The following is a 26,631-nucleotide window of genomic DNA, read 5'->3' on the forward strand; positions in this document are numbered from 1 at the left end:
CCCCCCGCACTACTAAACAATCTTCTTCTTAAATTTCAGGATACTTGCTGTCATCAGTATTACTGTAAAGATAAGCAAGGAAAACACCTGCGGAACCAAATAAGAAAAACCAATGCCCTTTAAAACAATTCCCCTGATGATGGTAAGGTAATAAGTAAGGGGAATGATGTTGCTGAGATATTGAATGAAAACAGGCATGGCCTCCCGGGGAAACATGAAGCCAGATAGCAAAATACTGGGCAGCAGAACAAAAAAGGACATTTGCATGGCCTGCATCTGAGTCTTGGCAATATTGGAGATAAAAACACCAAGCCCCAGGGAAGCTGTAATAAAGAACAGCGTTAATAGGTAAAGCTGCAATAGGCTGCCCCGAATAGGGACGCCGAAAACCACAACCCCTACTAGCAAGGCCACGGTAATTTGCAGGTAACCTAACGCAATGTAGGGAATGATTTTGCCAATCATCAATTCATAGGATTTAATGGGCGTGACCATCAGCTGCTCCAGTGTCCCTCGCTCCCTCTCACGGACAATGCCCATGGAGGTCATCATAACCATGGTCATTGTAACAATAATGCCTAGAATGGCCGGTACCATATAGTAGGCAGTAATGCCATCCGGATTATACCAGGGCCTTACCCGAATGTCATAGGCAGGCTGCATATGGCCCACTTTTTCGATGAGGATTTTTTGGGACTCCATCAGACTAATGGCATTGGCTGTGGCAATGGCCGAATTGGAAACCATACTATCCGTGGCATCCACCAACACCTGTACCTGTGCCGCTGCCCCTTTTCTGACGTTTTTTGCATAATCCGGCGGAAAGATCACCCCAACCTTAACGACACCCTGGTCAATCATCTGAGTCACTTTGTCATAGCTGCCGGCCACCTGGGTAACCTCAAAGTATCCCGAAGCCTGAAAGGACTCTAAAAGTTTCCTGCTTTCAGGCGATAAGGATTGATCAAAAACCACCGTGGGTATATGCTTGACTTCGGTTTGAATGGCGTAACCAAAGAGCAGTAACTGCACCAGGGGAAGCATAAAAATTAGACCAATGGTAAGCCGATCTCTTTTCATTTGTAAAAATTCCTTATACAAAATGGCTAATATCCTACTCAATGGCCTTCCCCTCCCTTCTTTGACCGGCCAAAGCGATAAAAACATCCTCTAAGGACGGCGTAATCTTCCTGACTATACCGGCTGTATACTCTTGCAGCTGCGGTATATGCTCCTCTGTACGGAGCAGTACATGCAAAAGAGAACCATGCACAGAACATTCCTTTACATAGGTAAGTTCCTCAATGGCCTGCAGCTTATCCATGGGATTTTCCACAGCCACTTCCACCATGACCCCCTCCAACACATGCTGACGTAAATGATCGGGTGTGTCGTTGGCGATTAACTGTCCCTCGGAAATAAAAGCAATATTGCTGCAGCGTTCCGCTTCGTCCATGAAGTGTGTTGTGACCATCACAGTGGTTCCCTCATTGGCCAACCGTTGAATGGTATTAAAGAACATCTTACGACTGGTGGGACTGATGCCGCTGGTGGGCTCGTCCAGAAATAAGATGGCTGGTTTGGCCAAAATGGCACAGCCCAAGGCCAAACGCTGCTTCCAACCAATGCTTAGATTCGCAACCAATTCTTTTTCTCTGCCTCTTAAATTAGCCATTTCTATCATCTCTTGAATTCTGACGCTCCGTTGCCGATAGGGCACACTATACAAACCAGCATAAAAATGCAGGTTTTCCTGAACCGTTAAATCATCATATAGGCTGAATTTTTGAGACATGTAGCCAATACGGTTTTTAATTTTCTCTGCCTCCTGGGTTAAATCATGGCCCAATACTCTGCCACTGCCCGAGGTTGGTTCCAAAATACCACACAACATCCTTATGGTGGTGGACTTACCGGAACCATTGGGACCCAGAAAACCATAAATTTCACCAGGACGTATCTGAATGGTTAACCTGTCAACCGCGATAAAGCTGCCAAATTTCCTTGTTAATTCAAAGGTTTCCACCGCATAGGCCATTAAACCACCCCCTCCTCCATGGACACAAAGACATTCTCCATGGTCGGTGCCACCTCACCGATGGACTCCAAAGAAATAGCACGTGCCGTCAGGAAGGAACGAATCTCACTAACGGCCAGGGCTGCATCCTCAACCACAACCTGATATTTATAACCATAAAAATTGGCATCTAAAACATACTTAAAATCCTTAAAGAGTTCCGGCTCACGGCTGGCGGCCTTTATCTCCAGTACTTTATAGGGAAAGTTTGCCTTTAGGTTGGACGGTGTATCCACTGCGGCCAGTCGTCCATTATTCATAAAACCCACCCTTTGACAAAGCTCTGCCTCATCCATATAGGGGGTGGAAACTAAAATAGTCATACCGGACTTGTTTAGCCGATAAAGGATTTTCCAAAATTCCTTTCTTGATTCTGGATCAACCCCATAGGTTGGTTCATCCAGAACCAGCAGACTTGGTTGGGAAATCAAGGCACAGGTTAAAGCTAATTTTTGTTTCATCCCGCCGGAAAGCTGATCTGCCAGTCTTGTTTTAAATGAAAGGAGGTTCGTCAGTTGCAAAATTTCTTCCGATCTCTGAGCAATGGTTTGTTGTTTGAGCCCATACATAGAACCAAAAAAATTAATGTTTTCCATTATCGAAAGGTCACCATACAGGCTAAATTTTTGGGGCATATAACCAAATGCCCCTCGCTCTGGGGTAGGTTCCGGCAAGGATAACACCACACTGCCACTGTCCGGTGTAATAAGACCGCAAATCATCCGAATTAAGGTGGATTTACCTGCACCGTCGGGACCCACCAGGCCAAATATTTCTCCGCCCTGAACCTCCAGTGATACCTTTGCCACAGCTTGGTTCGAACCAAATGTTTTACTTAATTCCCTAATGCTTATCATTATTCCACCCCACTGTTGAAAACCACATCAGCAGGCATACCAGGTTTTAGGGTTTCAGACGGTTCACTAACTCGGATTTTCACACCATAGACAATATTGGTTCGCTCCTTGGCGGTTTGAATTGTTTTGGGGGTATATTCCCCCTGGGAGGCAATTTCTTCAATGACACCCTGATACTTTTCACTGCTGCCACTGACCGTAAAATAAATCCTTTGACCCAGTTTAATTTTAGGCAGATCATCGGTGGGCAGATACACCCTCAGCCACATGTCTTTTAAATCCGCCACAGTGACCAGGGATGCCCCGGCTTGCACAAATTCCCCCGGCTCCCGGTTCCTTGATAATACCGTCCCATTAATGGGAGAAAAAACCTTCGTATCTGCCAGTAATGCTTCGGAGGCCTTTAATACTGCCTGGGAGCGTTCCAATTCCACTTGGGCAGCTTTCACTGTTTCTGGTCGGTTACCAGCTTCCAGTAGACTTAATTTCGCCTTGGCTGAGGCCAATTGATTTTCTTTGATCACCAGATCCGTTTGCAGCTTTTCCAGTTGTTCTTGAGGCAGGGCAGCTTCCTGCCATAGAACTTCCCCCCTTTGATGATCAAGCACGGCCTTGTCATAGGCAGCCTGAGCGATTTTAACGTAGGAGGCAGCTTCATTTATCTCCTGCTCCCTGGCTCCGGAGGTAAGATCCTTTAATTGGGCTTCACTCTTGAGCACTCCCAATGAGTCCCTCTCCCTTTGAGCAATCAGGTCATTTCTGATGATTTGACTAATTAACTGTCCTTTTAAAACCCTTTCCCCGGCATCAACCGATAGAGTTCCAATGGTACCGGGGAGCTTGGCACTCAGTTCCACCTTGGTTACCTCTAGGGTACCGCTGGCTGTAAGCGCAGCATCCCCGGGGGTTTTCCAATATTGATAACCCAAGAATGCTGCTAACCCCAATAAAGCTGCTAGAATAACCGCAATAGGCCTTTTCTTCATAAAATAATCGCCTCCAGGTATTTCTTGTTATAGGGTAAACTGTTGATACAAAAATCGTTTCCTTAGTGTTATGTTACTACTCTATTTATTGGAAAACAAGCTTTTATTCAGCCCGTTTAAAGGATAATTTCTTTTTGAGTTGAAATCTTTACTTAACACCCAAGACCATGTCTCATGGCCTATGACCGAAAAAAAGTGAGGTGTCAGCATGGCATTAATCTATACCGGAGCAAAATGTCGTGATTGCTATCGTTGTGTTCGTTATTGCAACCTAAAGGCCATAAAAATGAATACGGGTAAATTAGGCAGATTTCATGCCCAGGTTATCGATGAACTGTGTGTCCACTGTGGTCAGTGCATTCTAGCCTGTCCCCAGAAGGCGAAAAAACCTATCTCTGACCTAAGGCAGGTTAAACAGCTATTGGCCGAAGGAACCCCGGTAATCGCCGTGGTGGCTGCTTCCTTTGTGGGTTCCCTTCCTCTCAAAGAACCAGATATGTTACCTACCCTTTTAAAGGCACTGGGCTTTAGCGAAGTTCAAGAAACTTCCATTGGGGCAAGCCTGGTAACCCAGGAATATCTGGATATGGGTTTTGAACACCCCCGTTTAATTAGTTACTGTCCGGTAATCGTAAATTTAATCGAAAGACATTATCCCGAACTTATTTCTATGCTGGCTCCCATTGTTTCACCCATGATTGCCCAGGGTAAGGTTATTAAATCCCTTAAACCCCAGTCTAAGGTGGTATACATCGGTTCCTGTGCAGCCAAACGAGATGAAGCACAGCTTTTGGGCTTAACGGATAGTATCGATTATTTCCTTGACTTTCATGAACTTTGGCAATGGATCCAAGACTCAGAGGTGGTTATGGAAGAACTAACTCCCTCAAATTTTGATAGTTTTTCTCCCTGTCACAATCGCATTTACCCAGTAGAGGGAGGGGTCATTTGGGCAGTGGCAGAGGAACTGCGACAGGCCGGTGAGAGCTTTCTAACCATTTCCGGCATGGAAAGCTGTATCGAGTTTATTAAACATCTGGGTCAAGGCCAGATAATCAATCCACCCAAGCTAATGGAACTCTGGGCTTGTAAAGGTGGCTGTATCAATGGCCCCTTGTCCCTCTGTCGTGAAGAAAGCCTCTTCATGCGGCAGCGCAAGCTATTGCACTATTACAACTCATCCGGAGAATGTGTCTTTGAAATTGACAACACTCGCTTGCCGGAAATCTCCTTAAAACGAGATTTCATCAATCGGAAAGTAGAACAAATCTACCCTAGCGAAGCAGAAATTCAAAACATCCTGGCCAGAACCGGTAAAAACTCCCCGGCCCAGGAATTTAACTGTGGTAATTGCGGCTATGATTCCTGCCGGGATAAAGCGGTGGCCGTTTATCAGGGTAAGGCAGAAGTAGAAATGTGCATACCCTATATGAGAAAAAGGGCCGAGTCAATGTCCAACCGAATTATCTCCGCCATGCCCAATGCCGTTATTGTGGTGGGCAAGGATTTAGATATTCTGGAGATCAATTCCGCCGCAGAAACACTTTTTCAATGCACCGCTGCCGAAGTGGTGGGTCAAAGAATTTTATCCCTAATACCAGCAACCAATTTCCTTAAGGTAATGCAAAGCGGTAAAATGATGAATACTACCAGTACCTACCCCAATTTTGGCATCGTAACCCGGGAAATTTTCTTCCCGGTCAAGGGAACAGATGTGGTGGTAGGAATCTTTATCAATATCACATCAGAGAAAAAACACAAAGAACAGTATGAACTTATGAAAAGCCAAACCATTCAACAGGCCCAGGAAGTCATTGAAAAACAAATGATGGTGGCCCAGGAAATAGCCGGACTTTTGGGAGAAGCAACCGCAGAAACCAAGGTTCAATTGGGGAAACTAATAAAATTAATGCGGCAAGAAGATCTTTAGGGAGGTGCCGCTATGAAAATCAGTTTAGATATTGGCGTATCCCAATTAAAAAAATATGGTGAAGAGCTTTGTGGGGATAGTGTGGAAATTATTCGCACTGATCAAGCAAATATCGTGGTGCTTTCCGATGGACTGGGCAGTGGCGTTAAGGCTAATATCCTGTCCCGCCTTACTACCAAGACCGCAGCCAGTATGCTCCGAATGGGCGGCAACATCGATGAAGTCATTGATACGGTGGCTAAAACCCTGCCCATTGATAAGGTAATTAATGCGGCTTACAGCACCTTTTCCATTTTGCAGGTGCAAAATAACGGCAGACTAAACCTGGTAGAATACGATAACCCGGACGTCTTTATTGGCAACCAGAACACACTTTTTACGCCTCGGCGCGAAGAAAGAATGGTGGCTGGCAAAAAGATTCTGGAATATGAGTTTGACGTGGATGAGCATGACTGGCTGGTTCTAACCTCGGACGGGGTCCTCAATGCAGGAATTAGCGGACACATGAATGTCAACTGGGGTTGGGATCGTATGAGCCGGTTTATTGAGGACACCTATGCCGAGGAAAAATCCGCCTGCGATTGGGCCAATGAAATTACCAACCTTTGCAACTCCCTATATGGAGAAAAACCCGGGGATGACGTGACCGTGGTGGCTGTAAAAGTAAGGCATCCGATCCATGTAACTTTGCTAATTGGCCCCCCAAAAAACCAGGAGGACGACCGGATGGTGGTTCGTAAGCTGATGGAAGCCCCGGGGGCCAAGGTGATCTGTGGTGGAACAACCAGTGAAATTGTGGGACGTGTACTGGGCAGAAAGGTTTTTGTGGACGTTTCCTCGGTTGTCGAGGGCATCCCCCCTGTGGGCATGCTGCCAGGCATTGATCTAATTACCGAAGGTGCTGTCACTCTGGTGCAAACACTGGAGCATATTAAAGCAAACACCGGTTTAAACGAACTCAAGGCTGGTAAGGATGGTGCCAGCAGATTAACAACCCTATTAAGAAAGGCCGATATCATCCATATTATGGTGGGCAGGGCTCAAAATGAAGCCCTTTACTGCAACGATGTCCCGGCCATTTATGCCTATAAACACCATGTCATTCGTGACCTCATCAACAGTCTAAAGGAAATGGGCAAAGATATAAAAGAGGATTATTTTTAGAGCAATTTTAAAAGGGAATGCCGCTATGCTCCATTATTCCAGTAGCAAAGGGCATTCCCTTTTAATTTAGCCGTCAGCCATGAGCCTTAAGCTTTCGGAGAACTTGGTAAGGACACTGTGCCATGAGCCATGGTCTAATAACCCTTAAGTATGACATAATCAGAAAACCCATGGCCCTTCCTAACACTTCTAAAGTTATACTAACCTTTCTGCAATATCCCTAGCTATCCTCACTCCACAGGCACCTGCCTGGGCTAAGCCACGGGTAATTCCCGCACCATCGCCACCAGCATATAACCCGTTAATTTCCGTTTGAAACTTTTCGTTTAATTGAGGGCGAGAAGAGTAAAATTTAGCTTCCACACCGTATAAAAGTGTATGCTCGGAGGCAATACCAGGTGTCACATTGTCCAAGGCTTGAATCATTTCAATAATACTTTTCATTGTATTGTAGGGCAGTACCAGACTTAGGTTGCCGGGAACGGCTTCCTTGAGGGTTGGTTCCAGAAACCCCTCCTGGACTCTCTTCTCAGTGGATCTACGCCCCTTTAGAATATCCCCAAAACGCTGAATCAGCACACTTCCATTTGAAAGATCATTGGCCAGACGGGAAATGGACTTGGCGTACTCAATGGGTTTATCAAAGGGGTAGGAAAACTTATGGGATACCAACAGGGCAAAGTTTGTATTATTGCTGCCCAGTTTTTTGTCATTATAGGCATGGCCGTTTGCCAGCATCACCCCGCTATGGTTTTCAATAACCACGTGACCCGAGGGATTACTACAAAAGGTTCTTACGGTAGTGCCAGTGGAAGACCGATAAATAAACTTACCCTCATACAGATGCTCATTAATCTCTTCCATGATGGTATCCAGGGTCTCCACACGAACCCCAACATCCACCTGATTGTTGGTCATTTCTAAATTATGTTTCTTAAAAATGCCTGTTAACCATTCTGAACCATCCCGACCTGGTACAATAATTACGTTGTTGGCATAAATTTCCTCTTTCGTTTTAGTTACGATTCCCTTAATATATTTACTATCAATCTTTTTTTCAACAATAATATCTTCAACTTCAGTCTCAAATTGCATATCAATTTTATCTTTTAAAGTTTCAAAAATACTCTTGAGAATTTCCAAATTTTGTTCTGTACCCAGGTGCCGTACCTCGGCCCTTAGTAATTTTAACCCAGCACCCAGACCAAGTTTTTCTATATTCTTGACCGCGGGGGTTGTGGGATCCGATATCACCGTGGTGGCACCATGCTTTAGGTTAATTCCATCTACATATTTAATTAGCTCGAGGACCTCTGAGGGTGCCATGTAGTCAGTCATCCAACCACCAAATTCTGTGGTAATGTTAAACTTACCATCTGAATACGCACCCGCCCCACCAAAACCATTGGTCACCGCACAGGCAGGCATACACCCTGCATGATCCTTCTTTAAGGTTGGTGGAGGACATTTAACCAGTTTTTTCTCCAAAATCGGACAAAATCGTTTGTAAATATCACGGCCTTTTTCTATTAGCAACACTTTTAACTGCGGTGCCTTTAGACTCAGTTCGTAGCAAGTAAAAATACCTGCCGGACCAGCACCCACAACAATTACATCGTAATTTCTCATAAAGGGTATCACTCCCTACCTTATATAATTCACAAAATGAAAATAAGCAAACATAAATATTGTGAACCATTTTACCTAGAATTGCAATATCTAATTTATACCAAATAATTAAAATGCAGGGACATTGCCCCTGCATTCATTATTATCCATGTATTAAACTGGGTAAACACTTCGTGCATATCCAGGTGCTTTCTCCCTTATGCCGCATCGGCAACAGATAGCCAGTATCATCGGATCTGCCGCAGTTTTTACAATATACCGCACTGGCCGATTTATCGACAGGGACCTTTACTTCGGCTTCGCTTTCCTTTGGTACTGCTACTTCCGTAATATCCCCGGACAATTCCTGGGCAATCTCAGCAAAATCCATCTGAAATCCGGGACAATGTGTCGGACAGGCTTCATTGGGCTGACAAACATGCCCTTCTTCCATCGTCGGCAGTGCTAACCCCTTAGCCCTAAAGCCCACACACTGACCACACGAATCCATTAGCTCCCTGCGTCTTTTCATCCACTTATCCCTTTTCACCGTCATTATTCCCGCCCCCTCTTTCGTTATCTCTTGCATTTAGAATACTAAAAAGGAGTACTTCCGGATATGATCCCAGTCACCTTCCTAAGGTGATGTTTATCACTGTTGGTAAAGGGTTTCTACCAACATTTAAAAAATTTCTTTCAACAAACTTCTTGCCGAGTCATTTTTGTTATGCTATAATAACACTTGCGATTAAGACATGTCGAAGTGGCGGAATCGGCAGACGCGCACGTTTGAGGGGCGTGTGAGGAGACTCGTGAGGGTTCAAGTCCCTCCTTCGACACCAATGCGTTATATTTCAAGGCTTGTGGGTTTTTACCTGCAAGTCTTTTTTGTTGTGTTTTGGTCGTATTTTGATCAAGATGTGTGCGCCCGTACATCTTTATGCGTGGTGCGATAAGTGATCAGCCGCGCACATTATGTTTTTGGAGGTGTCTCATCGTGTCGAGAAGAAGAAAAAATGACTTAAAACCTTTGACCGCAAACGCTGTAACAAAATCTTTTACTTTTTAGTTGAAGAGGGATACCTGACTTTAGGGGTTTCTTAACAAAAACAAAGAAATCAAAGACCGAGTTTTTCCAGGTCTTTCGACAATTTTAAACCTTCTATTTTCTAAAGTCGGGAGACAATTCCCAAAAATGTATTCACAATTATATCCTATAACTATTTTTTCGGAGGGATCATGAATGCCGGATTTTACATTACTCTTTGAACGTTATTTCAAGCACTGCAAACACCAAAAGAACCTGAGTGCCAAAACACTAAAGGCCTACCGAATTGACATTACTCAGCTTTTAAACTTCCTGGAGGCTATTGACCGAAAGTTAATTAAGAATAATTTATTGGAATACGCCACATATCTGCACAAAAAATATATGCCAAAAACGGTAAAGAGAAAAATCGCCAGCATCAAGGCTTTTTGCAATTGGATGGAATATGAAGATATTATTCCGGAGAATCCATTCTCCAAAATTAACCTAAAATTTCATGAGCCAAAGATTCTCCCTAAAACGATTTCTCTCGATATGATCGAAATACTTCTAAAATCCGCTTATGTTGAGGCTACAAATGAAAACCTTACTCCTTATCAAAAGCAGACCTGTTTACGTGATATAGCAGTCTTAGAGTTATTATTTGCAAGCGGAATGAGGGTTTCGGAACTATGCTCACTGAAAGTAGATGATGTCAACTTAACAAACGGTCAAATTCGCATTTTTGGCAAAGGAGCAAAGGAAAGAGTTGTTACTATTGCAAATCCTGACGTGCTAAAGGCTCTCAGGAAGTATAAGGCAGCTTTTATCCAACATATTGAAAGCGCGGGAATTTTGTTTATAAACAGAGGAAATAGGCAGCTTTCTGAACAATCCGTTCGGGCAATCATAAATAAATATGCCGAAAAAGCAAATATTGCCAGACATTTGACCCCTCATATGTTTAGGCATTCATTTGCAACATTATTACTAGAGGAAGATGTAGATATACGCTACATACAGCAGATATTAGGACATAGTTCTATAACCACAACTCAAATTTATACCCATGTGTCTACAAAAAAGCAAAATGATATTTTAAGCCTGAAACATCCCAGAAACCGTATGTCAATAAAATAATTTTACGGCCGAACGCACAATAAGCGTTCGGCCGTAAACATGAATAAAGGATAATATGCAATTATCCTGCAAAATGGAGGAAGGTAAAATGATCACTCCTTTTTGGAAACAAGATAAAATTGAAAATTATAAAAAGACCCTAAACATCATTTTGCTGGCCCATGTACAACAGCCCCGAGGTCATATTAATCAAGCCCAGCTCCAGTGCAGTGGAACAGAAAGATTCTCAATCGAGGAATTCAACCAAATTTATCAAGGCATTGTAGGTGCAGGATACTATATTCAGGCTGTTTATTTTAATGAACTGGACTTTATTGAAGAGTACACGAAACATCCGGAGCGGTTTGTGGATTGTTTAATATACAACTTAGCGCGAAATGGATTTGGAAATAATAAGAAGACGATTATTCCTGCTTTCTGTGAATTGGTTGGGCTAAATTATAGTACTTCCACATCCTTAACTTCTGCGCTATGTCGCAACAAATATTATTTTTCTATACTACTTCAGACGCATGGTATTCCGACCCCCAGAAGCTGGTTATTAACGGAAGCAGGAACATGGCAAGATAATGTTCCTCCAGAGGGAACAGTTATAATTTGTAAGCCCTGTTCAGAATCGGCGAGCCAGGGAGTAAACAACACAAGTATCTTCCGTTTTTCAAGTAAACGGTTTGAGCCGTTTCACAGGCCCAATTATATGGTCCAAGAGTACATTGATGGGGCTGAATGTGAAGTTCCGGTACTTAGTATAAGAGGAACTCCCACAGCACTCCCGCCTGTTGGTATTAATCTATATGGTAATAAAATCCTTGATGAAAAGGCATCAGCTAATAACCATTATGGCTTCTATGCTTTAGAGGATACTCAAACAAAAGCAACGATTGACGCAATTAAAAAATATGCTGAGGAATCGTTTCAATTGTTACAAATGGATGTTTATGGGCGCATTGATTTTCGAATTGACGCAAATGGGAATCCGTATGTTTTTGATGTATCTACAACACCATATACCACCGAGCACAGTTCATTTGCCTTTGATTTTAATAATCTCGGATTCGATTATAACGATATCTACCAAGCTATCATTGCATCCGCACTCTTGCGGTCAAAAGGTTTAGAAAGATAAAAATTGAAGATCTGAAAGCAAAAAACCGCGTCCATAGAAACGGCATGATGGGTCTTGAATATGAGAACAGGCCGCCAAAACAACTTGATTATAGTCTATGGCATCTCCCTTGAAAGGTTCTTCGGATACCAAAAGACGTTCTTGGATATGTCGCTTTGCCTTAAAAATCGGTACATCGGAATACAAAAGAGGGACATCCAAAGTTTCCAATATTTTTAGTTCTGACATAGCCTTAGCGAGATTTTTTTGTAGCAAAGCACCTGCAAAATTGAGATCATGCAAATAATATTTATAGTATGCGTCCGTATCTGCAAGGCGTCGATTTGCCTCTGCAAGTTGGTTAGGCCAGGTATGAAGATCGCAGAGTATTGAAAATGCCAAATGGTTTAAATAAATTACATGGGATACTTCTTCGTCCTGATAGTCTAATATTTTGGAAAATGCTAAAAACGCCTTTTCTGCGGCGAGCATGAGTTTTCCCCGATTACCTAGAACCTGGGATTCTGTCTGTAAATAGTCAAGCAGTATCTTATTATTTTCAATTTTGTAACGGCTTGGATAATGCCAATTTCTGCGTTTTTCAAGTAAGTTTTGGCATTCATTTAAAGCTTGAGTGGCGAGGTCATAGTTTCCAGATATAATTGCATTGGCGGCATGGTTGCAAAGCGCCATATATAAACCGTTGCGATTGTTGTGTTCGCGGTAAAATCGAACGCTTTCACCTGTTAGACGGCAGGCAACTACTGCTGTATAGTATAAGGCCGACTTGCGATTAAAACACGCATTAAGCTCCAAAAATTCAGGACAATAGAAATGATTATTGATAATTTGTATTAAATTCTGCTTGAGTTGCTTCGCTTTATCAGGAACATTTAAACGACCTGTGTACACATTTAACAGAACAAGCGCAGCGCGACAATATTGTTCATCCTCACGAAAGTCAGGAGCTTGAATAACATCGTATAACTCTTCTGCCGTTTGCCTGATCATAATTGGGTTTTCTGCCAATTGAATATGACAAAGAACAATTAGACGTTGACACTCCGACCGGCAAGCCGAACTAAACAACATGGGGCTGATCCCTTGCAAGTGCTGGAGCGCAGTTCTATATTCATATTTTGAAAAGGCAGAGTATCCGTCTAAAAAGCTTTTCATTACGTTACGCTGAGTATCTACATGCGAGGGACTGATACGTTCTAAAAGAGCCTCAATTTCAGGTAAAATATTGTAGACGTCTTCTCTACAATTAAGTTCCGAGGATCTGCGAATATAGGCGAGGAGAAATAGCTGCCATGCTTCACATATAAGTCTGTCATCATTTTTCCAGATACTAAGTTTGAGGTGTTTTCCGCGATTAAAATAATCCTCAGGGTGCCTTTGTTTTAAATAAAGTGCAAATTTTCCATGAAGATATTTTTCGCGTCGCGATAGCCGCATCTTAAAATAATTCCTTATTTTGGGGTTTGTAAAGTGATAACTTTGCTCGCCTGCTATAAAAGCATGTTCTTTAGCCAATAATAGATACTCATCCGCCAAATACAACAATTCTGCATCATCGATAGATGGTTCATCAATAAAATAGGCCGTTTCATATTGTGAGAAGCAGGCGTCAATTATAGAAAGTGGTTCTAATATACTGCATGCCTGGCGGTCACGTTCTGGGAGATCATTATATCGCCTGTCTATAATCTCGTTGAAGTTCATAATCGGGCCACTTTCGTTATTTTCGTAATATTTTGCTACCATAAGCATGAGTGACAGGTCATTACCAGCGCAAGCCCTAATTTCGTTTAAATTAAAAGGATAAGTATATCCTTTCTGATGTAGTATAGAAAGTAAGTTGGCATCACTTATCGAAGGAATAAACAAGTCTGACCATATAAAACCGTTATCCCATGATATCTTTTCGTGAGATATGAATAAGATGATTATACGGTAATCGGCCATTAATCCTAATTCTGGTAGTGTAATTTTTTGGAGGAACTGCTTGGATGGAATATCCCAGAGGTCAAAGTCATCAGCGACGAATAGGACATTTTTGTTTGTTTCTGCCTGTTTTTTAATATTGGTAAGCAAAGCCTCTTCGCTTGGGGATAAGATAAAATTCGTCTTTTCCTTTTTAGGAATATCGCCTCCAAATTGGAAGGACAAGGGAATTGGTAACGTATTAACACCAAATGAAATTCTACTAGCAAAGTTTATTTTGCTTTTTGAATATAATTTCGTACCAATATGCCATGTTAAATAGGGCGACAGGTCAGGATCTACGCCTCTGATGTAAAAAAACATCCAGTTCTCTTGAAGTATATCCTTAATCCCAAGCGCAATTGTGGATTTCCCGCTGCCAGTACTCCCACGAAGGGTTATTCCTCTGTTCCTCTCATCGGTTAACAGCAAAGCGTAAATCTGCGACACAATATCACTCTGATAATCAGCCAGATTCATAACAAAACCCCATCTTTACCTGATAATTGCATATTATCCTTTACTTATATAAATATCTGAATTGTAGAGGCCAATAAATATCAACCTACCTAGACATATATTCTGGGCATATCCCAAATTTATGCAATTGCATAAATTTGGTTAAATCGTTTAATAGCTTTTTATTATTAAGAGAATTCACGATACACTCCCAGAAGAAGTCATTTCGAAATCCCACTTTACCTGTTTCAGACTGGGCTTGGATCTTTTAACCCACTTGAGTTAAACGACCTAAAATAACAATATTTTACCATCATTGAATCCAGAAAGTTTAAAAATTCTGTCGAAATCCAATTTGAAAATATCTAAAAGGGGCAAATACTTATTAATGGCGGTGTTGGTAAGGAGACCAAAGGAATTTCACCCTTTGCTTTTTATGTTTCTCCAGATGGCCTTTCTCTTTTGTTATTCAATGCAACGCCCCCTTTCTGTTAAATAAAAAAGACTCACATTCGACCCATGTGGGGCTTACAATGGGAGAGTCATCCGCAACCTACCGTTCTCCCCGCCAGTAAATCTCCTAAAATAAGAAATGCCCATGCTATCTACACAGGCACTGATAAGCTTTAGGACGTTTAACAAAAAAAGGTGTGATATTCTCCATATTACAATTAAATAAGGTTAATCCATACTAGGCTTTGCTTCATCTGACTGAGTATTATTCTTTCTTATAGCATTTAAACTTTACGTTAGCCTTTATATAACCGCCTCCTGTTGTACTAGTAAACTTAAATTAAATTGCTCCGTTCTTTTGTTGTGTTATGAACTAAATCTTCTCAAACTCAATAACCCATACCCAAGGGTTATCTTTCCAATTACCGTAAACTCCGTCCCAAACTATTTTAAATAGTGTCGTGCTGCTGCCTACTAATTCACCACTTTCTATGTCGTATGACGGCAAGAAGCAACCTTCCGCCCTTGCATCCATTTCAGTAATATCCTGTAATCTCTCAACACTGACGTTTGTCACTTTAAGGAATAACCTTGCAGCGTCCCGCGTCATGTGGATTGATGGCTTCCAATTTACATGTTCTTCTGGATGCACCCCGTTAGCCTTATATCTGTAATGCTCAAATTCACCATTATGCCAATATTCAACCCATGTTTCCCTAACCCAAAGAATATCACCAACCTGATATGGTGCATGCTTAGGTAATGCTGAGACACCAAATATTCGTTTACTTGGGCTAACAGTATCGTCTATGCCCCATTTTTTCATTACTAGGTTTCCATCACATATAATACAATTTTTTATAATCCGTCTCGTCTGGGTCTTTTTGCCTGCTAGTATTACTCTAACCATTTCCGTGTTGAAAAGTATTGGCTTTTCCATTACTCCACCACCTTAAATCGCCGCATGGTTGAAATATTCACTAACTGGTTTGTGTATCTTGTTGCGATTTGAATGAACTATGCAACAAGATTTTCTGGTTGTATTGTTACCTTTTGGTCTAAAAAATCGTCTAATTTACAAATATTAACTAGGGGGAACATGCAAATGAAGAAGATTATTATCCTATCAATAATAATTATAGCTTTTGCTTTAGCTTGGAAAATGCAAAACACTAGCCCTCATGAACCAATATCGATTAATGAGGTGGCTAAAATCGAACTTCGGGGAGACATTCCTTCTCACGTAAGCCGAACAGCAACTAAAGCAGAACTTGAAAAAATCGTTCTATGGTTTAATTCATTAACTAATATAACAGAGAATAAAGAATTCGCAGGGAGTACTCCCTCTGCAGGGATCAGAATAATCCTGAAAAACGGAAGAGACATTTCCATTATCAACTCAGGTAAGGATTTTGAGGTTCAACGTACTGTTAATCTTAAAACCGTATCTTACTGGGCAAAACAAACGGAGATTAAGGAGTTATTAAAGGAGTTGGCACATGAGGAAAAACTCGAAATTCAGATAAAAAAGCCAATAATTTACTTATACCCTACTTCAGAACAAAGGGTTTCTGTAAAGTTGGATTTTCACGGTTATCTTAAGGTTACATATCCTGAATATAACAATGGTTGGCATATAATTGCACAGCCAGACGGCACTTTATTAAATATTAAGGATAGTAAAGAATACTCTTATTTATTTTGGGAAGGTGTTAGCAACTTTAATGATTGGAATTTATCAAAGGGGTATGTAGTTAAAGGTGAAGATACGAAGAAGTTTTTACAAGAGACCCTCTCTAAGATGGGCTTAACTCCAAGGGAATATAATGATTTTATTGTTTATTGGTTGCCTCAGATGGTAGATAACAAGTATAATCTTATTCATTTTGCCCAAAAAGAATATGAAGAACTTGCACCCATACATGTTTACCCAAAGCCCGATTCTATTCTTAGAGTGTTTATGGTTTTCAAGCCATTGGACAATTATCTTGAAATAGATAAACAGACTATCAATGGTTTTGTGCGAAAAGGCTTTACGGTTGTTGAATGGGGTGGAGCTGAGCTACACTAACCCGGCTCTAACAAAAGGGTGGTCATAATATCCTTAATTTTTTATTGAACTAACCTGCCCATTTGTTTAAGAAATGCACACCTCTTAAAAATACGTACAAGAGTTTTTATGAAGTTGTTACGTATTTTATAGCCAATGCGTACCAGGTATTAGCCAGCCAAGAAGGTAAGCCGATAAACCTTATCAGGGGGTGCACTTCATTGTGTGTGGCTCTCAACAATCGGAATTGTGGCTCAAACCTATCATAATATTCACAATACGAGACTTTAACTCTTCCCGCCTATTTTCAAGTTCCTTTAACCTGCTAACCTGCCGAAATTTAGAGGTACCGGGTACCTTCGTGAACAGGAGACCTGCTCTGCAGGAATCCTGTTCGCCGAGTAGTAATGAAAATTTGCATAGTACTCTGGATACCATTGCCAGTCTCAGTGCCAAATTCGTATTAGCCATATGATGTGCGATTGCTAGTTAATGGTAATGGGACTAGGACTAGTAAATAAATTTTTTCGCCGATATACACTTAATACCATACCCATCATAGCCATGTTAATCACCGTTTGGGAACCGCCGTAGCTAAAGAAAGGCAAACTGATACCGCTTATGGGTGCATAACCTAAAGTCATTAATATGCTCCAGATAAAGTGCAATGCTAGAATACTAGTTAGCCCACTAACCAGCAGTCGGCCAAAACTATCCTTTATCTGTTTAACCGCACTTATCATTATTGCTATTAAGGATAGTGCTAACATAGTAACCACTGCACCGCCAGCCCAACCAAAGGTATATACTATATACGAAAAGATCATGTCGGTATGTAATTCAGGTAAATTCCCCCCAAAGGTAAACCCCTGTCCCCATAGCCCTGCCAATTTTATAGTCTCAATTGATTGGATGTAAATATATCCACTGCCCGCAGGATCATTATAAGGGTTAATAAAAGATAACATTCTTTTCAACATATATGGCTCGGTAACGATAGCAAATACAAACACACCAATTGGTATTGTTGCAATGCCCACCAGCTGTTTTTTACTTACGCCGGATAACAACATTAATACTAAAAACATCACTGTATATATAACTGCGGTGTTCCATGAAGAACTCATTAAGTAAAGGATATTCGGCACTAGCAGCAATAATACGGTATTAACAAACCAATTGGGTTTAGACCAGTCTGTGTTGAAAAAAATGCCGGCCAAGGCCGCTGCCAATAGCACTGGAGTCACATCAACATAATTAATGTTGATAAACCCCAAGTTCAAATATGGTTTACCGTTAACCATAGTCCCACCAAACACCAACAGCATTAGCCACACAAACATGGTACCAGCAAACAAGTGCCATCCATAAAACTTTAGTTTGCGGTAATCAAAATAAGCCAGACCTAAAAGTACTGCCAGGCCAATAACAACATAAACTACACTATTAGTAAAAACAGATACGGATATATGTCTCATTAGTAAACCTTGTATTTCTACCGAATACAGTGTAAATAACCCCATCCCTGCTAGCATAGCTACGATTAATAATAGCAGCCAATTAATGGGTGGTTTATGGGTTTGATGTAACTGTTTACCCAACGCCACCGAATCTCCCATTCTGCTAATAGCCATTTCAATAGCCTGTTGCTCCTTCATACCTTCAGCAGTATACTCCAATACACAATCCTCAATATGGGCAAGCAATTCTAACTTTACTTGCTCATGCACTTCACCCCATTTTATATAGGTACAAACATTATTCAAATATTCCTGCACCTTAGCGTTCTGCGCTAATGACATACAATTGCCTCCCCCAAAATTTTATCTACCGTTGACCGAAATACCACCCATTCACTACATTTTTCTTTAAGCTGATCACGACCCTTTTCAGTGATGCGGTAGTACTTCCTATGGCGGCCACCATTAGCGTCAGACCAATAAGATTCCACCATGTCATCCGCCTCTAAAGAATGCAAAATGGGGTAAAGTGTGCCTTCCTTAAAAGCAAGTACTCCGCCAGATGCAGTTTCAATCTCCTTAATCATCTCATACCCATACATAGGATTGCGATCAAGCAATTTTAAAATCAAAATGACGGTGCTGCCCTTCAGCAATTCTTTGTTGACCTTCATCTAAATTATCCACCTTTATTTTACTATTGATATGCGATGCATCGTATATCTAGGTATAATTATAAAAGTATACCCCACTCTCGTCAACTTCTTTTTTACAAATGTTCCCTGGAACTACAAGTACAGGCTGCTATTCGTGAAAGGCAGTTAGGTGGTGGAGATGGTATCTTACTAAGCGGGGTGGGTGGAATTAAAAGACCCCTCCGGGGGAGGGGTGAAGAAATGATTAACTGCAAATGCTTGGGAGTGGATAAAGTAAAGTCAGTCCTTCGACACCAAGACGTTATATTTCAAGGCTTGCAGGTTTTTACCTGCAAGTCTTTTTTGTTGTGTTTTGGTCGTATTTTTATCAGGATGCGCGCGCCCGTACATCTTTATGCGTGGTGCGAAGTGGTCAGCCGCGCACATTATGTTTTTGGAGGTGTCTCATCGTGTCGAGAAGAAGAAAAAATGACTTAAAACCTTGAATTAGAAAGATAAGAACCTCGCCACACATTTGGCGGCATACCTTCGCCCGGCTTTATATTCTAAACGGCGGAGATCCCTTCTCACTAAAAAAATATTGGTCCATAAGAGTTGGGAAATGGTTCATTTGCATTAGCCTTTATATAACCTCCTCCTGTTTGTACTAGTAAACTAAAATTAAATTGCTACGTTCTTTTGATGTTATACGCAATAACTACCTTCTTGCTTTATGTTCCTTAATCCATTGGGAAATATACTCCCTTGATACTAATAATCCACTCCCATCTGCCAGTTAAACTTCGGGTGCAGGGTGTTCAGTTTCCATATAAATTACATTCGTTTTTCGAGAGAACTAATCAGTACATAACCAAAAACCAAACCAGCGACAGTTTGGCTGAAGTAAGAGTTAACTAATAAGACCTGAATCCGGCTGGGCATCCAATGGGTTAGGTGAAAAAAGAAGTAAAATGCTTTAAATAAGGCAATATAAAGTGCTGGCAGACCAACAGCCAGTAATTTTACCCAATCATAATACCAGCGTCCCTGTTGTCGAATATGCTTAATCAAATGGGGTAGGGCTAAATAAGCACCAACTACCAACGGCCAGATCATAATAAAGATCATAGGGGTCATCAAAGCTCGGGTATAATACATCTCTAGCCACAAGAGAAATCCTAAAAAAATAGTATAAAGAAAATACCAAAGGAATCGTCGTAAATTTTCCAGAAAATTACCTCCTTTGAGGTGTTAAAAAAATAATTCTTTTTAATATACGCTATAACTACAACAACGAATGTTCTTTCAAATTATGCCGTTAGACCGAAGGCCCGTTCATTCTCGCTCAATGTGGCCACAAATTCAGGTGTAATAGGTACACAGTCAACTAGGCTGCAAATAGCAACCACTGACCCAAAAGGGACATTAACTTTCATTCGCGGCATTGTAATATCTATACTTGTTCCTTTTCCCATAATTTTGGCAGGAATGATTTCTGTTAAATTTAACTCTACTAACTTAAACATAAAATCGCTGATATATTGATTTGGCTTTTTATTAGCCGCATGTATCGCTAAAGGCCCCCGGTACTTAGTTTCCCAAGACCGGGCAATCTTTTTGACTCCGATGGACACCGGGGAGGCCCAGGGCTGCCAGATGGTTATAGCCTTCATAATTAACAACTCCTTACTGTGTTTAGTGGTTGAAGTGCATACTACGTGCTATTTGCCATCTTCCACGCTTTTTCGTAATCTTCTGGTGTAAACTCAAATTCGATTAGTCGTTTTACGCAACATTTAGCTATACTATCCACCAAGGAACTACCGGCTTAATAGTTTTTAGTCAATCGGCATGGTAAAACTAGCCTCAAAAATACATAAATCAAAGCTTCTTGCTTTAAGGGCTGAAGGGCTTTGCTTTTACTTGGGTTTTTATTTAATTGTTTACTTAGAATTATTTACACTCCCATTCAAGATCATCCTATCCACCCAACCCTCCCTTTGCATTCGCTGCATTTTGTCCACCGATGTAGATTGTTTTCGCATTACCGCAAAAATCATGGATGTCATCTATAAACCTGTAATAACTCCTTGGATTCTTCACGGGTTGTCTAGGTAATGCAGGTCATTCATTCCCTTGCAGCATGTTCAGCGCATCCGGACAGAGCTTCCCGATAAGGCCTGGGCTCCATAGGCGAGAAAGGATTTCTCCCAGCTATCAACGTAAGACCCGGTGGCCCACTCAGCCATGATTACCGCCGTTCCTTCCGGCAGCTCAAGCTCCGCCAAAGGGTTTTCTGCTAATTTCTCTGCACCGATGGGGTAAATCGTTAATTTATTTTTAGTTTTAACCAAGGCGATATCCTTATTGGGTGAAGTGAAGGCGTCCATGGCATCGGGAACCCGGTCTTTGATATTATGCCAGCTTAAGACGAGGGTATCATAGAAAATCAAATTAGCCGGCGGGATGATCTTGAGCTCAAAGTCTGTTTGCTCAAACTCCCCGCCGCTTTGATAATTGACTCTCCCGATAAGAAACCAATGGCCGTTTTTCCGTACCAGGCCAAGATTTTCCCCGGACTCATCTCGGTTAAGCAAGGTAACCCCTTTGTCCCTTAAATCCGCAACAGACTGTTCCCTGGCACTCAAATAAGCATTCAATTCATTATCTCCCAGTAAATCGGGCACCTTTATTTCGATAGGCGATGATAATTTGTCCACCGGAAGCACCTGCAATTGATTAACCCCGGCGGTTCTCTTTTCAATGGCCACATAATTATTACCAATATAATGGATGATTCTTAGTGCCGGATCAGTATCGGCTTGATCGCCTGTTCCTTTTTTCCCCTTCTTCGTGTCGGGAATCTTGGTCGCCACATTGCGGGCCGTCAGGATATTGCCTGTCTCTCCCGCGGCAGAGCTATCCTGGACATCAAGCTCCCAAAAACCGCTGGTGCGCGGAAAAAAAATCCGTTCAGCCGCCAGGACCGGGTGAAGTCGCTGATGCTCGACGGCAATCCAAAGTGTCTGATAGGTATAGTCGGTGCCCGAAGGTATCCTCAGTCCCAGCAAGACACCGGAAATCCCTTCGTTGCGGTTCAGATTCAGATGCTGAGCATTGGTATTAGCTACTCTCAGCGTACTGTCTGCCTGATCAGCAACTTTTTTCAAGAGTAGCTTTTTATTTTGCATGAAGAAAATCATGTTTGTATCATCAAGCTTCATAAATTCGCCCAGATAATTGGCGGCAGCGTAAACAGTTATGACATCGACCTTCTCGGTTTTCGGGACAGAAATACCGGTAGACGGAATGTATTTCATCATCAAGTAATCGGCTGCATTCACCCTTTTGATTTTATAAGAAAGCTTGTCCCAGACATGTCCGCCAAAGGCGACAGCACCTGCAGCAAACTGGACATCACTGCCAACCCATTGCCGGGTTGCCTCTTCCCCATTGCCGTTGGTATCCAGCTCTCGAAGCACCGTCCATTTACCAACTAACGGATGGAATGGGTTGGACGGCGGGATAATCTTACCAGCCGATTCGCCCGAAGATTCCGCGCAGCCACCAAGCATGAGCAGCAAAAAAGGAAGCAAGAGAAGCAGGTATTTTTTAACCATTGGCACGCACCTCTCTAGGCAGAGTAATGACGACGGTTGTCCCCACATTGACCTCGCTGCTGATTGCCAACCTACCTTTCATCAGGCTGACGATCTCGTCACAGATGGATAAACCAATGCCGTTTTGGGAACGCGAACTCTTGCCTTTATAAAACTTTTCTTTCACCATTGGCAGTTCCCCGGCAGCAATGCCGCACCCGCTGTCGGCAATCGTAAAGGTATATTCTATTTCCCCGACCTCAGCGTGAAAACTGACAGATCCCTCAGCAGCTGTAAAATTCAAGGCATTATCCAGAATATTGATCAATACTTGTTTCAACCGGTTAGCATCTGTCCACAGATCGGGAAGGTTTTCCGGGTAAACAACTGTGAAATGAATATTATCCCGCAGCGCCCGTGGCATCAGTTGTTTGCGGATATGTTCCATAAGCTCGGCTAAATTAACATTTTCATATTCAAGCTTGATCCTGCCGGAAACGAACTTGGAAAAGTCCAGGAGCTCTTCGACCATCCGAGTAAGCCGCTTCGTCTCCTTGGCAATGATACCGAGGCCGTCGTTCAGCATTTCTTTCTGCTGAAATTTTTCGCTTTGCAGCGTGATCGCCCAGCCCATAATCGAGGTCAACGGGGTACGCAATTCATGGGAAACGGAAGATATGAAATCATTTTTCAGCTTTTCTTTTTTGGTGATTTCATCAGCCATGTAGTTCAAGGTATCCGAAAGCTTGCCGATTTCGTCATCTCGCTTTTTCTTGCTCTTGATTTGAAAATTGCCTGCCGCCATACTCTCGGCGACAGCTGTCACTTCCCTCAGGGGGATAAGAATGGTATTGGCTAAAAAGATACTGAGCAAACCGACGACCAGTGCAACCAAAAGGCCGATGGCAATAAAAATTTTAGCTGTGTCTCGAATGTCCTGATCAATGGCATCGGTAGAAGCAATAAAACGTAAAGCTCCGACAATTTGACCCTCCGATTTTAAAGGATAAGTTACTGCCATAACTTTCTGATTGTTTAATTTCCCCACCCATTCCCCCATCTTGTCATTGAGCGCATCCTGTATATCCGCCATGGGCTCTCCTTGTTCCGTAATTATCCCCAGAGAGTTCATGACAATCTTCCCGTCCCGATCGACAATCTCCACTTCGGCATCGCTTTGATTCCAAAAGGCATCCACATTATACAGAATATTATCTTCCAAAGAGGTATCGGAATAGTATTTGGAATACATATCCGCGCTGATTTTGACCTGGTTGGTCAGGTTGCCCCTTAGGCTACCGTAATAATTTTGCTGAACCGTATAGATCAGCAGCACTTCCAAAATGGCCACCGAAACCAAAATCACGATCATGAAATTGGCCGTCAGTCTCCCTCTGATCCCTTTCATGGCAGCCTCCCGCCGGACTCCAGCTGCCACCGGTAACCGGAACCCCAAACAGTCTTAATATACCGAGGCTCAGAGGGATTATCTTCAATTTTTTCCCGGAGCCGCCGGATATGCACATCCAACGTTTTGGTATCCCCAAAATAATCTTCTCCCCAGACCGCATTCAGCATCTCATCTCGTTTCAGAGCTTTCCCCGGGTTTTCCATGAACATTTTTAATATCGAATATTCCGTGGGGGTCAGCTCCACTTCCCGATTGTTTCTGAGCAGTTTATTAGCAGCAATATCCAGTCGCAGATTGCCATAAATATAGGTCGTTCTTTCGGTTTCAAACCGGTTTCGGCGTCTTAGCATGGCTTTAATCCTGGCAATCAATTCAAAGGGATTAAAGGGCTTGACCATATAATCATCCGCTCCCAGTTCAAGACCCATAATTTTATCCGTATCCTGCCCTTTGGCCGTCAGCATGATAATGAGCGGTTCCGGCATGGTTTCGCGAACATGCCGACAGACTTCCAGACCGTTTATCCCAGGCAGCATCAGATCCAGCACCACCAAATCGGGAAGGAACGCCGTGAGCACAACCAGTGCCTCCTCCCCGCTGGCCGCTTCTCCCACTTCGTATCCGGCCATCTCCAGATTGAGGGTGATGAAACGCCGAATCGAAGCTTCATCTTCAACAACCAATACTTTTATCTTCTGATCGTGCATATTATCATTCCTTAGATTTTTTGTTATTATAACACGATTTATGTTTATCGTTTTGATTGGACATCAAGGCTTCGATCAGCATTTCCCCGTAGGCTGCCATACCCGTCTGGGTCAGATGAACACCGTCCGAATAAAAATAATCGTCATGACCGCTGCTGGCTGAATGCCAATCGATCAGCCTAGCCTTGGGGTAAGGCTCCGCCACCTTTCTCAGCGTCTCATTCACTACCGCTTCCCAAGGCTTCGGGACACGGGCATTCACCAGCACGATCTCCGTAGTTCCTTGCAAGGAGTCCAGGGTCTCTGTTAACTGCTTTTCTGTAAACGAACCGTTTGTGCCTAATTGAATAATCACGATTCTCCCCAGCTTACCTTCCTTTTCAAGCCTGGAAATGACATGCGGAGCCTGATACATCTGCCTACCGATTTGCGCGTCGATTACAATGCCCGGCAAGCGTTCTTGCAAAACAGATTCCACATTGATGATTAAGGAATCCCCAATGACCGTAATTTCATCTCCCTTGACCTCACTCTTTTTATCTGCCACAGCAGGTTCCACGGTGACAGCACCAGCTTCCCTGTCCGTCCCCTGAATTTGAGCTTGTTCTGTAGTCACGGTCGTCACCTGGCTGTCTAAAGCTTTAGCCGAAATTTCCGTGTTTTCATTGGGGGTCACGAATAACAGCAAAAAAACCAGCACGATACTGAACGTAATCTTTGCGCTGTGGGCCAACCACGGAAAGGCCGGCGTCCGCCTCCGTACTCGTTTCCGCCGTCCGTAACGGATCGGCTCCTCGATCATGTAGCGGGACAGAGCCGCCAGGATAATGCTTGCCGCAATTTGCCAGAGGATGCGTGAAAGATTCGGGCCTTCCGTATTGACAACCGGATTCGTCAGGATGATGATCGGGTAATGCCACAAGTATATCCCATAGGAACACTCTCCCAGCCAACGCAAGGGACCCCAGCTGAAGAACCGGCCCAGATAGCTGGCCGGGTGGGCCAGAACTGCCACCACACAAGCCGCCGCAAAAGAGAAGAGCAGGAGTCCGCCTTGATAGAGAGAGGTCTGGTATTGGTTGGTTTTGCCGATCATCAGAAGTACCACCAATAACCCCAGGCTTCCTACCGCATCCAACGTCCGTTTCTTTTTTCCAGACAAGTCTGCGTTCATTTTCCGGCTGGGCCATACCATGGCCAGTGCAGCCCCCACAAGCAAGGCGAAAACACGGGTATCCGTTCCATAATAAACCCGACTGGGGTCATGACCCGGTATGTACATCAGTGCCATCGCTGCAGCAGAAGCCAGAGCGACGACAACGGTTCCCAACATCAGCCATTTGCGCTGCCGGAGACAGCGCAGCCCCCATCCCAGAAGAAGGGGCCAGAAGAGATAAAATTGTTCTTCTACCGCCAAAGACCAGAGGTGGCCCAGCGGGGACGGCGGACCAAAGCTTTCAAAATAGGATACCTGATGGAAAATCAGATACCAATTGCTAGTATAGAATACTGCGGCCAACGCTTCCTGCTTCAAGGCCGCCAGGCGTTCTGGTGCGCAAAGCATCACCCAGGCCATCACGCCTGCCAGCATCACAAAAAGAGCTGGCAGTAGCCGCCGGGCTCGGCGTAGCCAGAAATCCTTCAAATCAATCGTTCCGACGTGCTCCCATTGCTTCAGGAGAATATTGGTGATCAAATATCCGGACAACACAAAGAATAGACTTACCCCTAAAAGCCCTCCCGGAGCCCAGGTCAGATTGAGATGGTAGGCAATCACTGCAAACACCGCCAAGGCCCTCAATCCGTCCAAGCCCGGCATATAGCCGGTAGAATCCGTCCGCAATCCCCTTTGCTGTCGCTTTGATTGCCAATTCAATTGATTTGTTTTCTTGCTGCAATTCATGTTATCTTCACTTTCCACTTATGCCAGGCCTCCGTTTTTGCCGTCATAGCCGCGTCTTCCTTTTTACCATACCA

General features: G+C 42.9%; 21 protein-coding genes and 1 tRNA gene. 6 read left to right on the plus strand and 16 right to left on the minus strand.

Features of this window, described 5'->3' with window-relative positions; translation table 11 throughout:
* Positions 1 to 12: 12 nt before the first annotated feature.
* Genes AC1U9Z_RS14850 through AC1U9Z_RS14865 form a run of 4 tightly spaced genes read right to left on the minus strand, consistent with a single transcriptional unit; the run spans position 13 to position 3,920 of the window.
* The gene (locus AC1U9Z_RS14850; protein ID WP_479958162.1) at positions 13 to 1,122 is read right to left on the minus strand and encodes an ABC transporter permease; all 1,110 of its coding nucleotides are present in this window, start codon (positions 1,120 to 1,122) and stop codon (positions 13 to 15) included.
* Positions 1,115 to 2,038, minus strand: coding sequence for an ABC transporter ATP-binding protein (locus tag AC1U9Z_RS14855; RefSeq protein WP_479958163.1), 924 nt, complete (start codon positions 2,036 to 2,038; stop codon positions 1,115 to 1,117). The genes AC1U9Z_RS14850 and AC1U9Z_RS14855 overlap by 8 nt, the downstream gene beginning before the upstream one ends.
* A complete protein-coding gene (locus tag AC1U9Z_RS14860) occupies positions 2,038 to 2,934 on the minus strand; it encodes an ABC transporter ATP-binding protein (protein ID WP_479958164.1) in 897 nt (298 codons plus the stop codon). The genes AC1U9Z_RS14855 and AC1U9Z_RS14860 overlap by 1 nt, the downstream gene beginning before the upstream one ends.
* On the minus strand, positions 2,934 to 3,920 hold the full coding sequence (locus AC1U9Z_RS14865) for an HlyD family secretion protein (protein ID WP_333531100.1): 987 nt from the start codon (positions 3,918 to 3,920) through the stop codon (positions 2,934 to 2,936). Before AC1U9Z_RS14865 ends, AC1U9Z_RS14860 begins: the two co-directional genes overlap by 1 nt.
* A gap of 208 nt (positions 3,921 to 4,128) precedes the next feature.
* Between AC1U9Z_RS14865 and AC1U9Z_RS14870 the strand changes: the two genes are divergently transcribed.
* Positions 4,129 to 5,850, plus strand: a complete 1,722-nt coding sequence (locus AC1U9Z_RS14870) for a [Fe-Fe] hydrogenase large subunit C-terminal domain-containing protein (protein ID WP_333531099.1) — start codon at positions 4,129 to 4,131, stop codon at positions 5,848 to 5,850.
* Positions 5,851 to 5,862: 12 nt separating this feature from the next.
* Positions 5,863 to 7,014, plus strand: coding sequence for a SpoIIE family protein phosphatase (locus tag AC1U9Z_RS14875; RefSeq protein WP_479958165.1), 1,152 nt, complete (start codon positions 5,863 to 5,865; stop codon positions 7,012 to 7,014).
* Between the two features lie 195 nt (positions 7,015 to 7,209).
* Here the strand turns inward: AC1U9Z_RS14875 and AC1U9Z_RS14880 are convergent, their stop codons facing one another.
* Positions 7,210 to 8,643 (minus strand): NAD(P)/FAD-dependent oxidoreductase, encoded by a 1,434-nt coding sequence (locus tag AC1U9Z_RS14880; protein ID WP_333531097.1) that lies wholly within the window; start codon positions 8,641 to 8,643, stop codon positions 7,210 to 7,212.
* 142 nt (positions 8,644 to 8,785) lie between these two features.
* Positions 8,786 to 9,178, minus strand: coding sequence for a hypothetical protein (locus AC1U9Z_RS14885; RefSeq protein ID WP_333531096.1), 393 nt, complete (start codon positions 9,176 to 9,178; stop codon positions 8,786 to 8,788).
* A 201-nt stretch (positions 9,179 to 9,379) separates the two neighbouring features.
* On the opposite strand from AC1U9Z_RS14885, the gene AC1U9Z_RS14890 reads away from it, so the two are divergent.
* The 3 genes from AC1U9Z_RS14890 (at position 9,380) to AC1U9Z_RS14900 (ending at position 11,915) form a co-directional block, all read left to right on the plus strand.
* Positions 9,380 to 9,464: transfer RNA gene (locus tag AC1U9Z_RS14890), tRNA-Leu, on the plus strand.
* Between the two features lie 401 nt (positions 9,465 to 9,865).
* Complete coding sequence (locus tag AC1U9Z_RS14895; protein WP_333531095.1) at positions 9,866 to 10,789, plus strand: tyrosine-type recombinase/integrase; 924 nt, start codon at positions 9,866 to 9,868, stop codon at positions 10,787 to 10,789.
* A gap of 88 nt (positions 10,790 to 10,877) precedes the next feature.
* Entirely contained in the window at positions 10,878 to 11,915 is a 1,038-nt protein-coding gene (locus AC1U9Z_RS14900; RefSeq protein WP_333531094.1) for a D-alanine--D-alanine ligase family protein, read from the plus strand.
* On the opposite strand, the gene AC1U9Z_RS14905 is transcribed toward AC1U9Z_RS14900, so the two are convergent.
* Both AC1U9Z_RS14905 and AC1U9Z_RS14910 read right to left on the minus strand, forming a co-directional pair.
* Positions 11,904 to 14,360: a hypothetical protein gene (locus AC1U9Z_RS14905; protein ID WP_333531093.1), complete on the minus strand. Its 2,457-nt coding sequence runs from the start codon at positions 14,358 to 14,360 to the stop codon at positions 11,904 to 11,906. The two genes, AC1U9Z_RS14900 and AC1U9Z_RS14905, sit on opposite strands and share 12 nt — an antisense overlap.
* Positions 14,361 to 15,165: 805 nt before the next feature.
* Entirely contained in the window at positions 15,166 to 15,732 is a 567-nt protein-coding gene (locus tag AC1U9Z_RS14910; RefSeq protein ID WP_333531092.1) for a hypothetical protein, read from the minus strand.
* Between the two features lie 165 nt (positions 15,733 to 15,897).
* Between AC1U9Z_RS14910 and AC1U9Z_RS14915 the strand changes: the two genes are divergently transcribed.
* Complete coding sequence (locus tag AC1U9Z_RS14915; RefSeq protein ID WP_333531091.1) at positions 15,898 to 16,863, plus strand: hypothetical protein; 966 nt, start codon at positions 15,898 to 15,900, stop codon at positions 16,861 to 16,863.
* A 464-nt stretch (positions 16,864 to 17,327) separates the two neighbouring features.
* Here the strand turns inward: AC1U9Z_RS14915 and AC1U9Z_RS14920 are convergent, their stop codons facing one another.
* From AC1U9Z_RS14920 to AC1U9Z_RS14955, 8 genes are all read right to left on the minus strand, one after another.
* Entirely contained in the window at positions 17,328 to 18,644 is a 1,317-nt protein-coding gene (locus AC1U9Z_RS14920) for an FtsW/RodA/SpoVE family cell cycle protein (RefSeq protein WP_333531090.1), read from the minus strand.
* Complete coding sequence (locus AC1U9Z_RS14925) at positions 18,635 to 18,976, minus strand: PadR family transcriptional regulator (protein WP_333531089.1); 342 nt, start codon at positions 18,974 to 18,976, stop codon at positions 18,635 to 18,637. The genes AC1U9Z_RS14920 and AC1U9Z_RS14925 overlap by 10 nt, the downstream gene beginning before the upstream one ends.
* A 795-nt stretch (positions 18,977 to 19,771) precedes the next feature.
* Positions 19,772 to 20,095 (minus strand): hypothetical protein, encoded by a 324-nt coding sequence (locus tag AC1U9Z_RS14930; RefSeq protein ID WP_333531088.1) that lies wholly within the window; start codon positions 20,093 to 20,095, stop codon positions 19,772 to 19,774.
* Positions 20,096 to 20,247: 152 nt separating this feature from the next.
* Positions 20,248 to 20,610, minus strand: a complete 363-nt coding sequence (locus AC1U9Z_RS14935) for an ASCH domain-containing protein (RefSeq protein WP_479958166.1) — start codon at positions 20,608 to 20,610, stop codon at positions 20,248 to 20,250.
* Between the two features lie 474 nt (positions 20,611 to 21,084).
* Entirely contained in the window at positions 21,085 to 22,557 is a 1,473-nt protein-coding gene (locus tag AC1U9Z_RS14940; RefSeq protein WP_479958167.1) for a hypothetical protein, read from the minus strand.
* On the minus strand, positions 22,550 to 23,944 hold the full coding sequence (locus AC1U9Z_RS14945; RefSeq protein ID WP_479958168.1) for a sensor histidine kinase: 1,395 nt from the start codon (positions 23,942 to 23,944) through the stop codon (positions 22,550 to 22,552). The genes AC1U9Z_RS14940 and AC1U9Z_RS14945 overlap by 8 nt, the downstream gene beginning before the upstream one ends.
* Positions 23,941 to 24,654: a response regulator transcription factor gene (locus AC1U9Z_RS14950; protein WP_333531084.1), complete on the minus strand. Its 714-nt coding sequence runs from the start codon at positions 24,652 to 24,654 to the stop codon at positions 23,941 to 23,943. The genes AC1U9Z_RS14945 and AC1U9Z_RS14950 overlap by 4 nt, the downstream gene beginning before the upstream one ends.
* Before the next feature lie 4 nt (positions 24,655 to 24,658).
* Positions 24,659 to 26,557 (minus strand): acyltransferase family protein, encoded by a 1,899-nt coding sequence (locus AC1U9Z_RS14955; RefSeq protein ID WP_479958173.1) that lies wholly within the window; start codon positions 26,555 to 26,557, stop codon positions 24,659 to 24,661.
* Between the last annotated feature and the right edge of the window lie 74 nt (positions 26,558 to 26,631).

It is taken from the genome of Desulfotomaculum sp. (assembly GCF_982386235.1).

Excerpts from the sequence above, each read along its gene's own strand:
- AC1U9Z_RS14855 (WP_479958163.1), bottom strand. The coding sequence starts at position 2,038 with ATGGCCTATGCGGTGGAAACCTTTGAATTAACAAGGAAATTTGGCAGC.
- AC1U9Z_RS14860 (WP_479958164.1), bottom strand. The coding sequence starts at position 2,934 with ATGATAAGCATTAGGGAATTAAGTAAAACATTTGGTTCGAACCAAGCT.
- AC1U9Z_RS14865 (WP_333531100.1), bottom strand. The coding sequence starts at position 3,920 with ATGAAGAAAAGGCCTATTGCGGTTATTCTAGCAGCTTTATTGGGGTTA.
- AC1U9Z_RS14870 (WP_333531099.1), top strand. The coding sequence starts at position 4,129 with ATGGCATTAATCTATACCGGAGCAAAATGTCGTGATTGCTATCGTTGT.
- AC1U9Z_RS14875 (WP_479958165.1), top strand. The coding sequence starts at position 5,863 with ATGAAAATCAGTTTAGATATTGGCGTATCCCAATTAAAAAAATATGGT.
- AC1U9Z_RS14880 (WP_333531097.1), bottom strand. The coding sequence starts at position 8,643 with ATGAGAAATTACGATGTAATTGTTGTGGGTGCTGGTCCGGCAGGTATT.
- AC1U9Z_RS14885 (WP_333531096.1), bottom strand. The coding sequence starts at position 9,178 with ATGACGGTGAAAAGGGATAAGTGGATGAAAAGACGCAGGGAGCTAATG.
- AC1U9Z_RS14895 (WP_333531095.1), top strand. The coding sequence starts at position 9,866 with ATGCCGGATTTTACATTACTCTTTGAACGTTATTTCAAGCACTGCAAA.
- AC1U9Z_RS14900 (WP_333531094.1), top strand. The coding sequence starts at position 10,878 with ATGATCACTCCTTTTTGGAAACAAGATAAAATTGAAAATTATAAAAAG.
- AC1U9Z_RS14905 (WP_333531093.1), bottom strand. The coding sequence starts at position 14,360 with ATGAATCTGGCTGATTATCAGAGTGATATTGTGTCGCAGATTTACGCT.
- AC1U9Z_RS14910 (WP_333531092.1), bottom strand. The coding sequence starts at position 15,732 with ATGGAAAAGCCAATACTTTTCAACACGGAAATGGTTAGAGTAATACTA.
- AC1U9Z_RS14915 (WP_333531091.1), top strand. The coding sequence starts at position 15,898 with ATGAAGAAGATTATTATCCTATCAATAATAATTATAGCTTTTGCTTTA.
- AC1U9Z_RS14920 (WP_333531090.1), bottom strand. The coding sequence starts at position 18,644 with ATGTCATTAGCGCAGAACGCTAAGGTGCAGGAATATTTGAATAATGTT.
- AC1U9Z_RS14925 (WP_333531089.1), bottom strand. The coding sequence starts at position 18,976 with ATGAAGGTCAACAAAGAATTGCTGAAGGGCAGCACCGTCATTTTGATT.
- AC1U9Z_RS14930 (WP_333531088.1), bottom strand. The coding sequence starts at position 20,095 with ATGTATTATACCCGAGCTTTGATGACCCCTATGATCTTTATTATGATC.
- AC1U9Z_RS14935 (WP_479958166.1), bottom strand. The coding sequence starts at position 20,610 with ATGAAGGCTATAACCATCTGGCAGCCCTGGGCCTCCCCGGTGTCCATC.
- AC1U9Z_RS14940 (WP_479958167.1), bottom strand. The coding sequence starts at position 22,557 with ATGGTTAAAAAATACCTGCTTCTCTTGCTTCCTTTTTTGCTGCTCATG.
- AC1U9Z_RS14945 (WP_479958168.1), bottom strand. The coding sequence starts at position 23,944 with ATGAAAGGGATCAGAGGGAGACTGACGGCCAATTTCATGATCGTGATT.
- AC1U9Z_RS14950 (WP_333531084.1), bottom strand. The coding sequence starts at position 24,654 with ATGCACGATCAGAAGATAAAAGTATTGGTTGTTGAAGATGAAGCTTCG.
- AC1U9Z_RS14955 (WP_479958173.1), bottom strand. The coding sequence starts at position 26,557 with ATGAATTGCAGCAAGAAAACAAATCAATTGAATTGGCAATCAAAGCGA.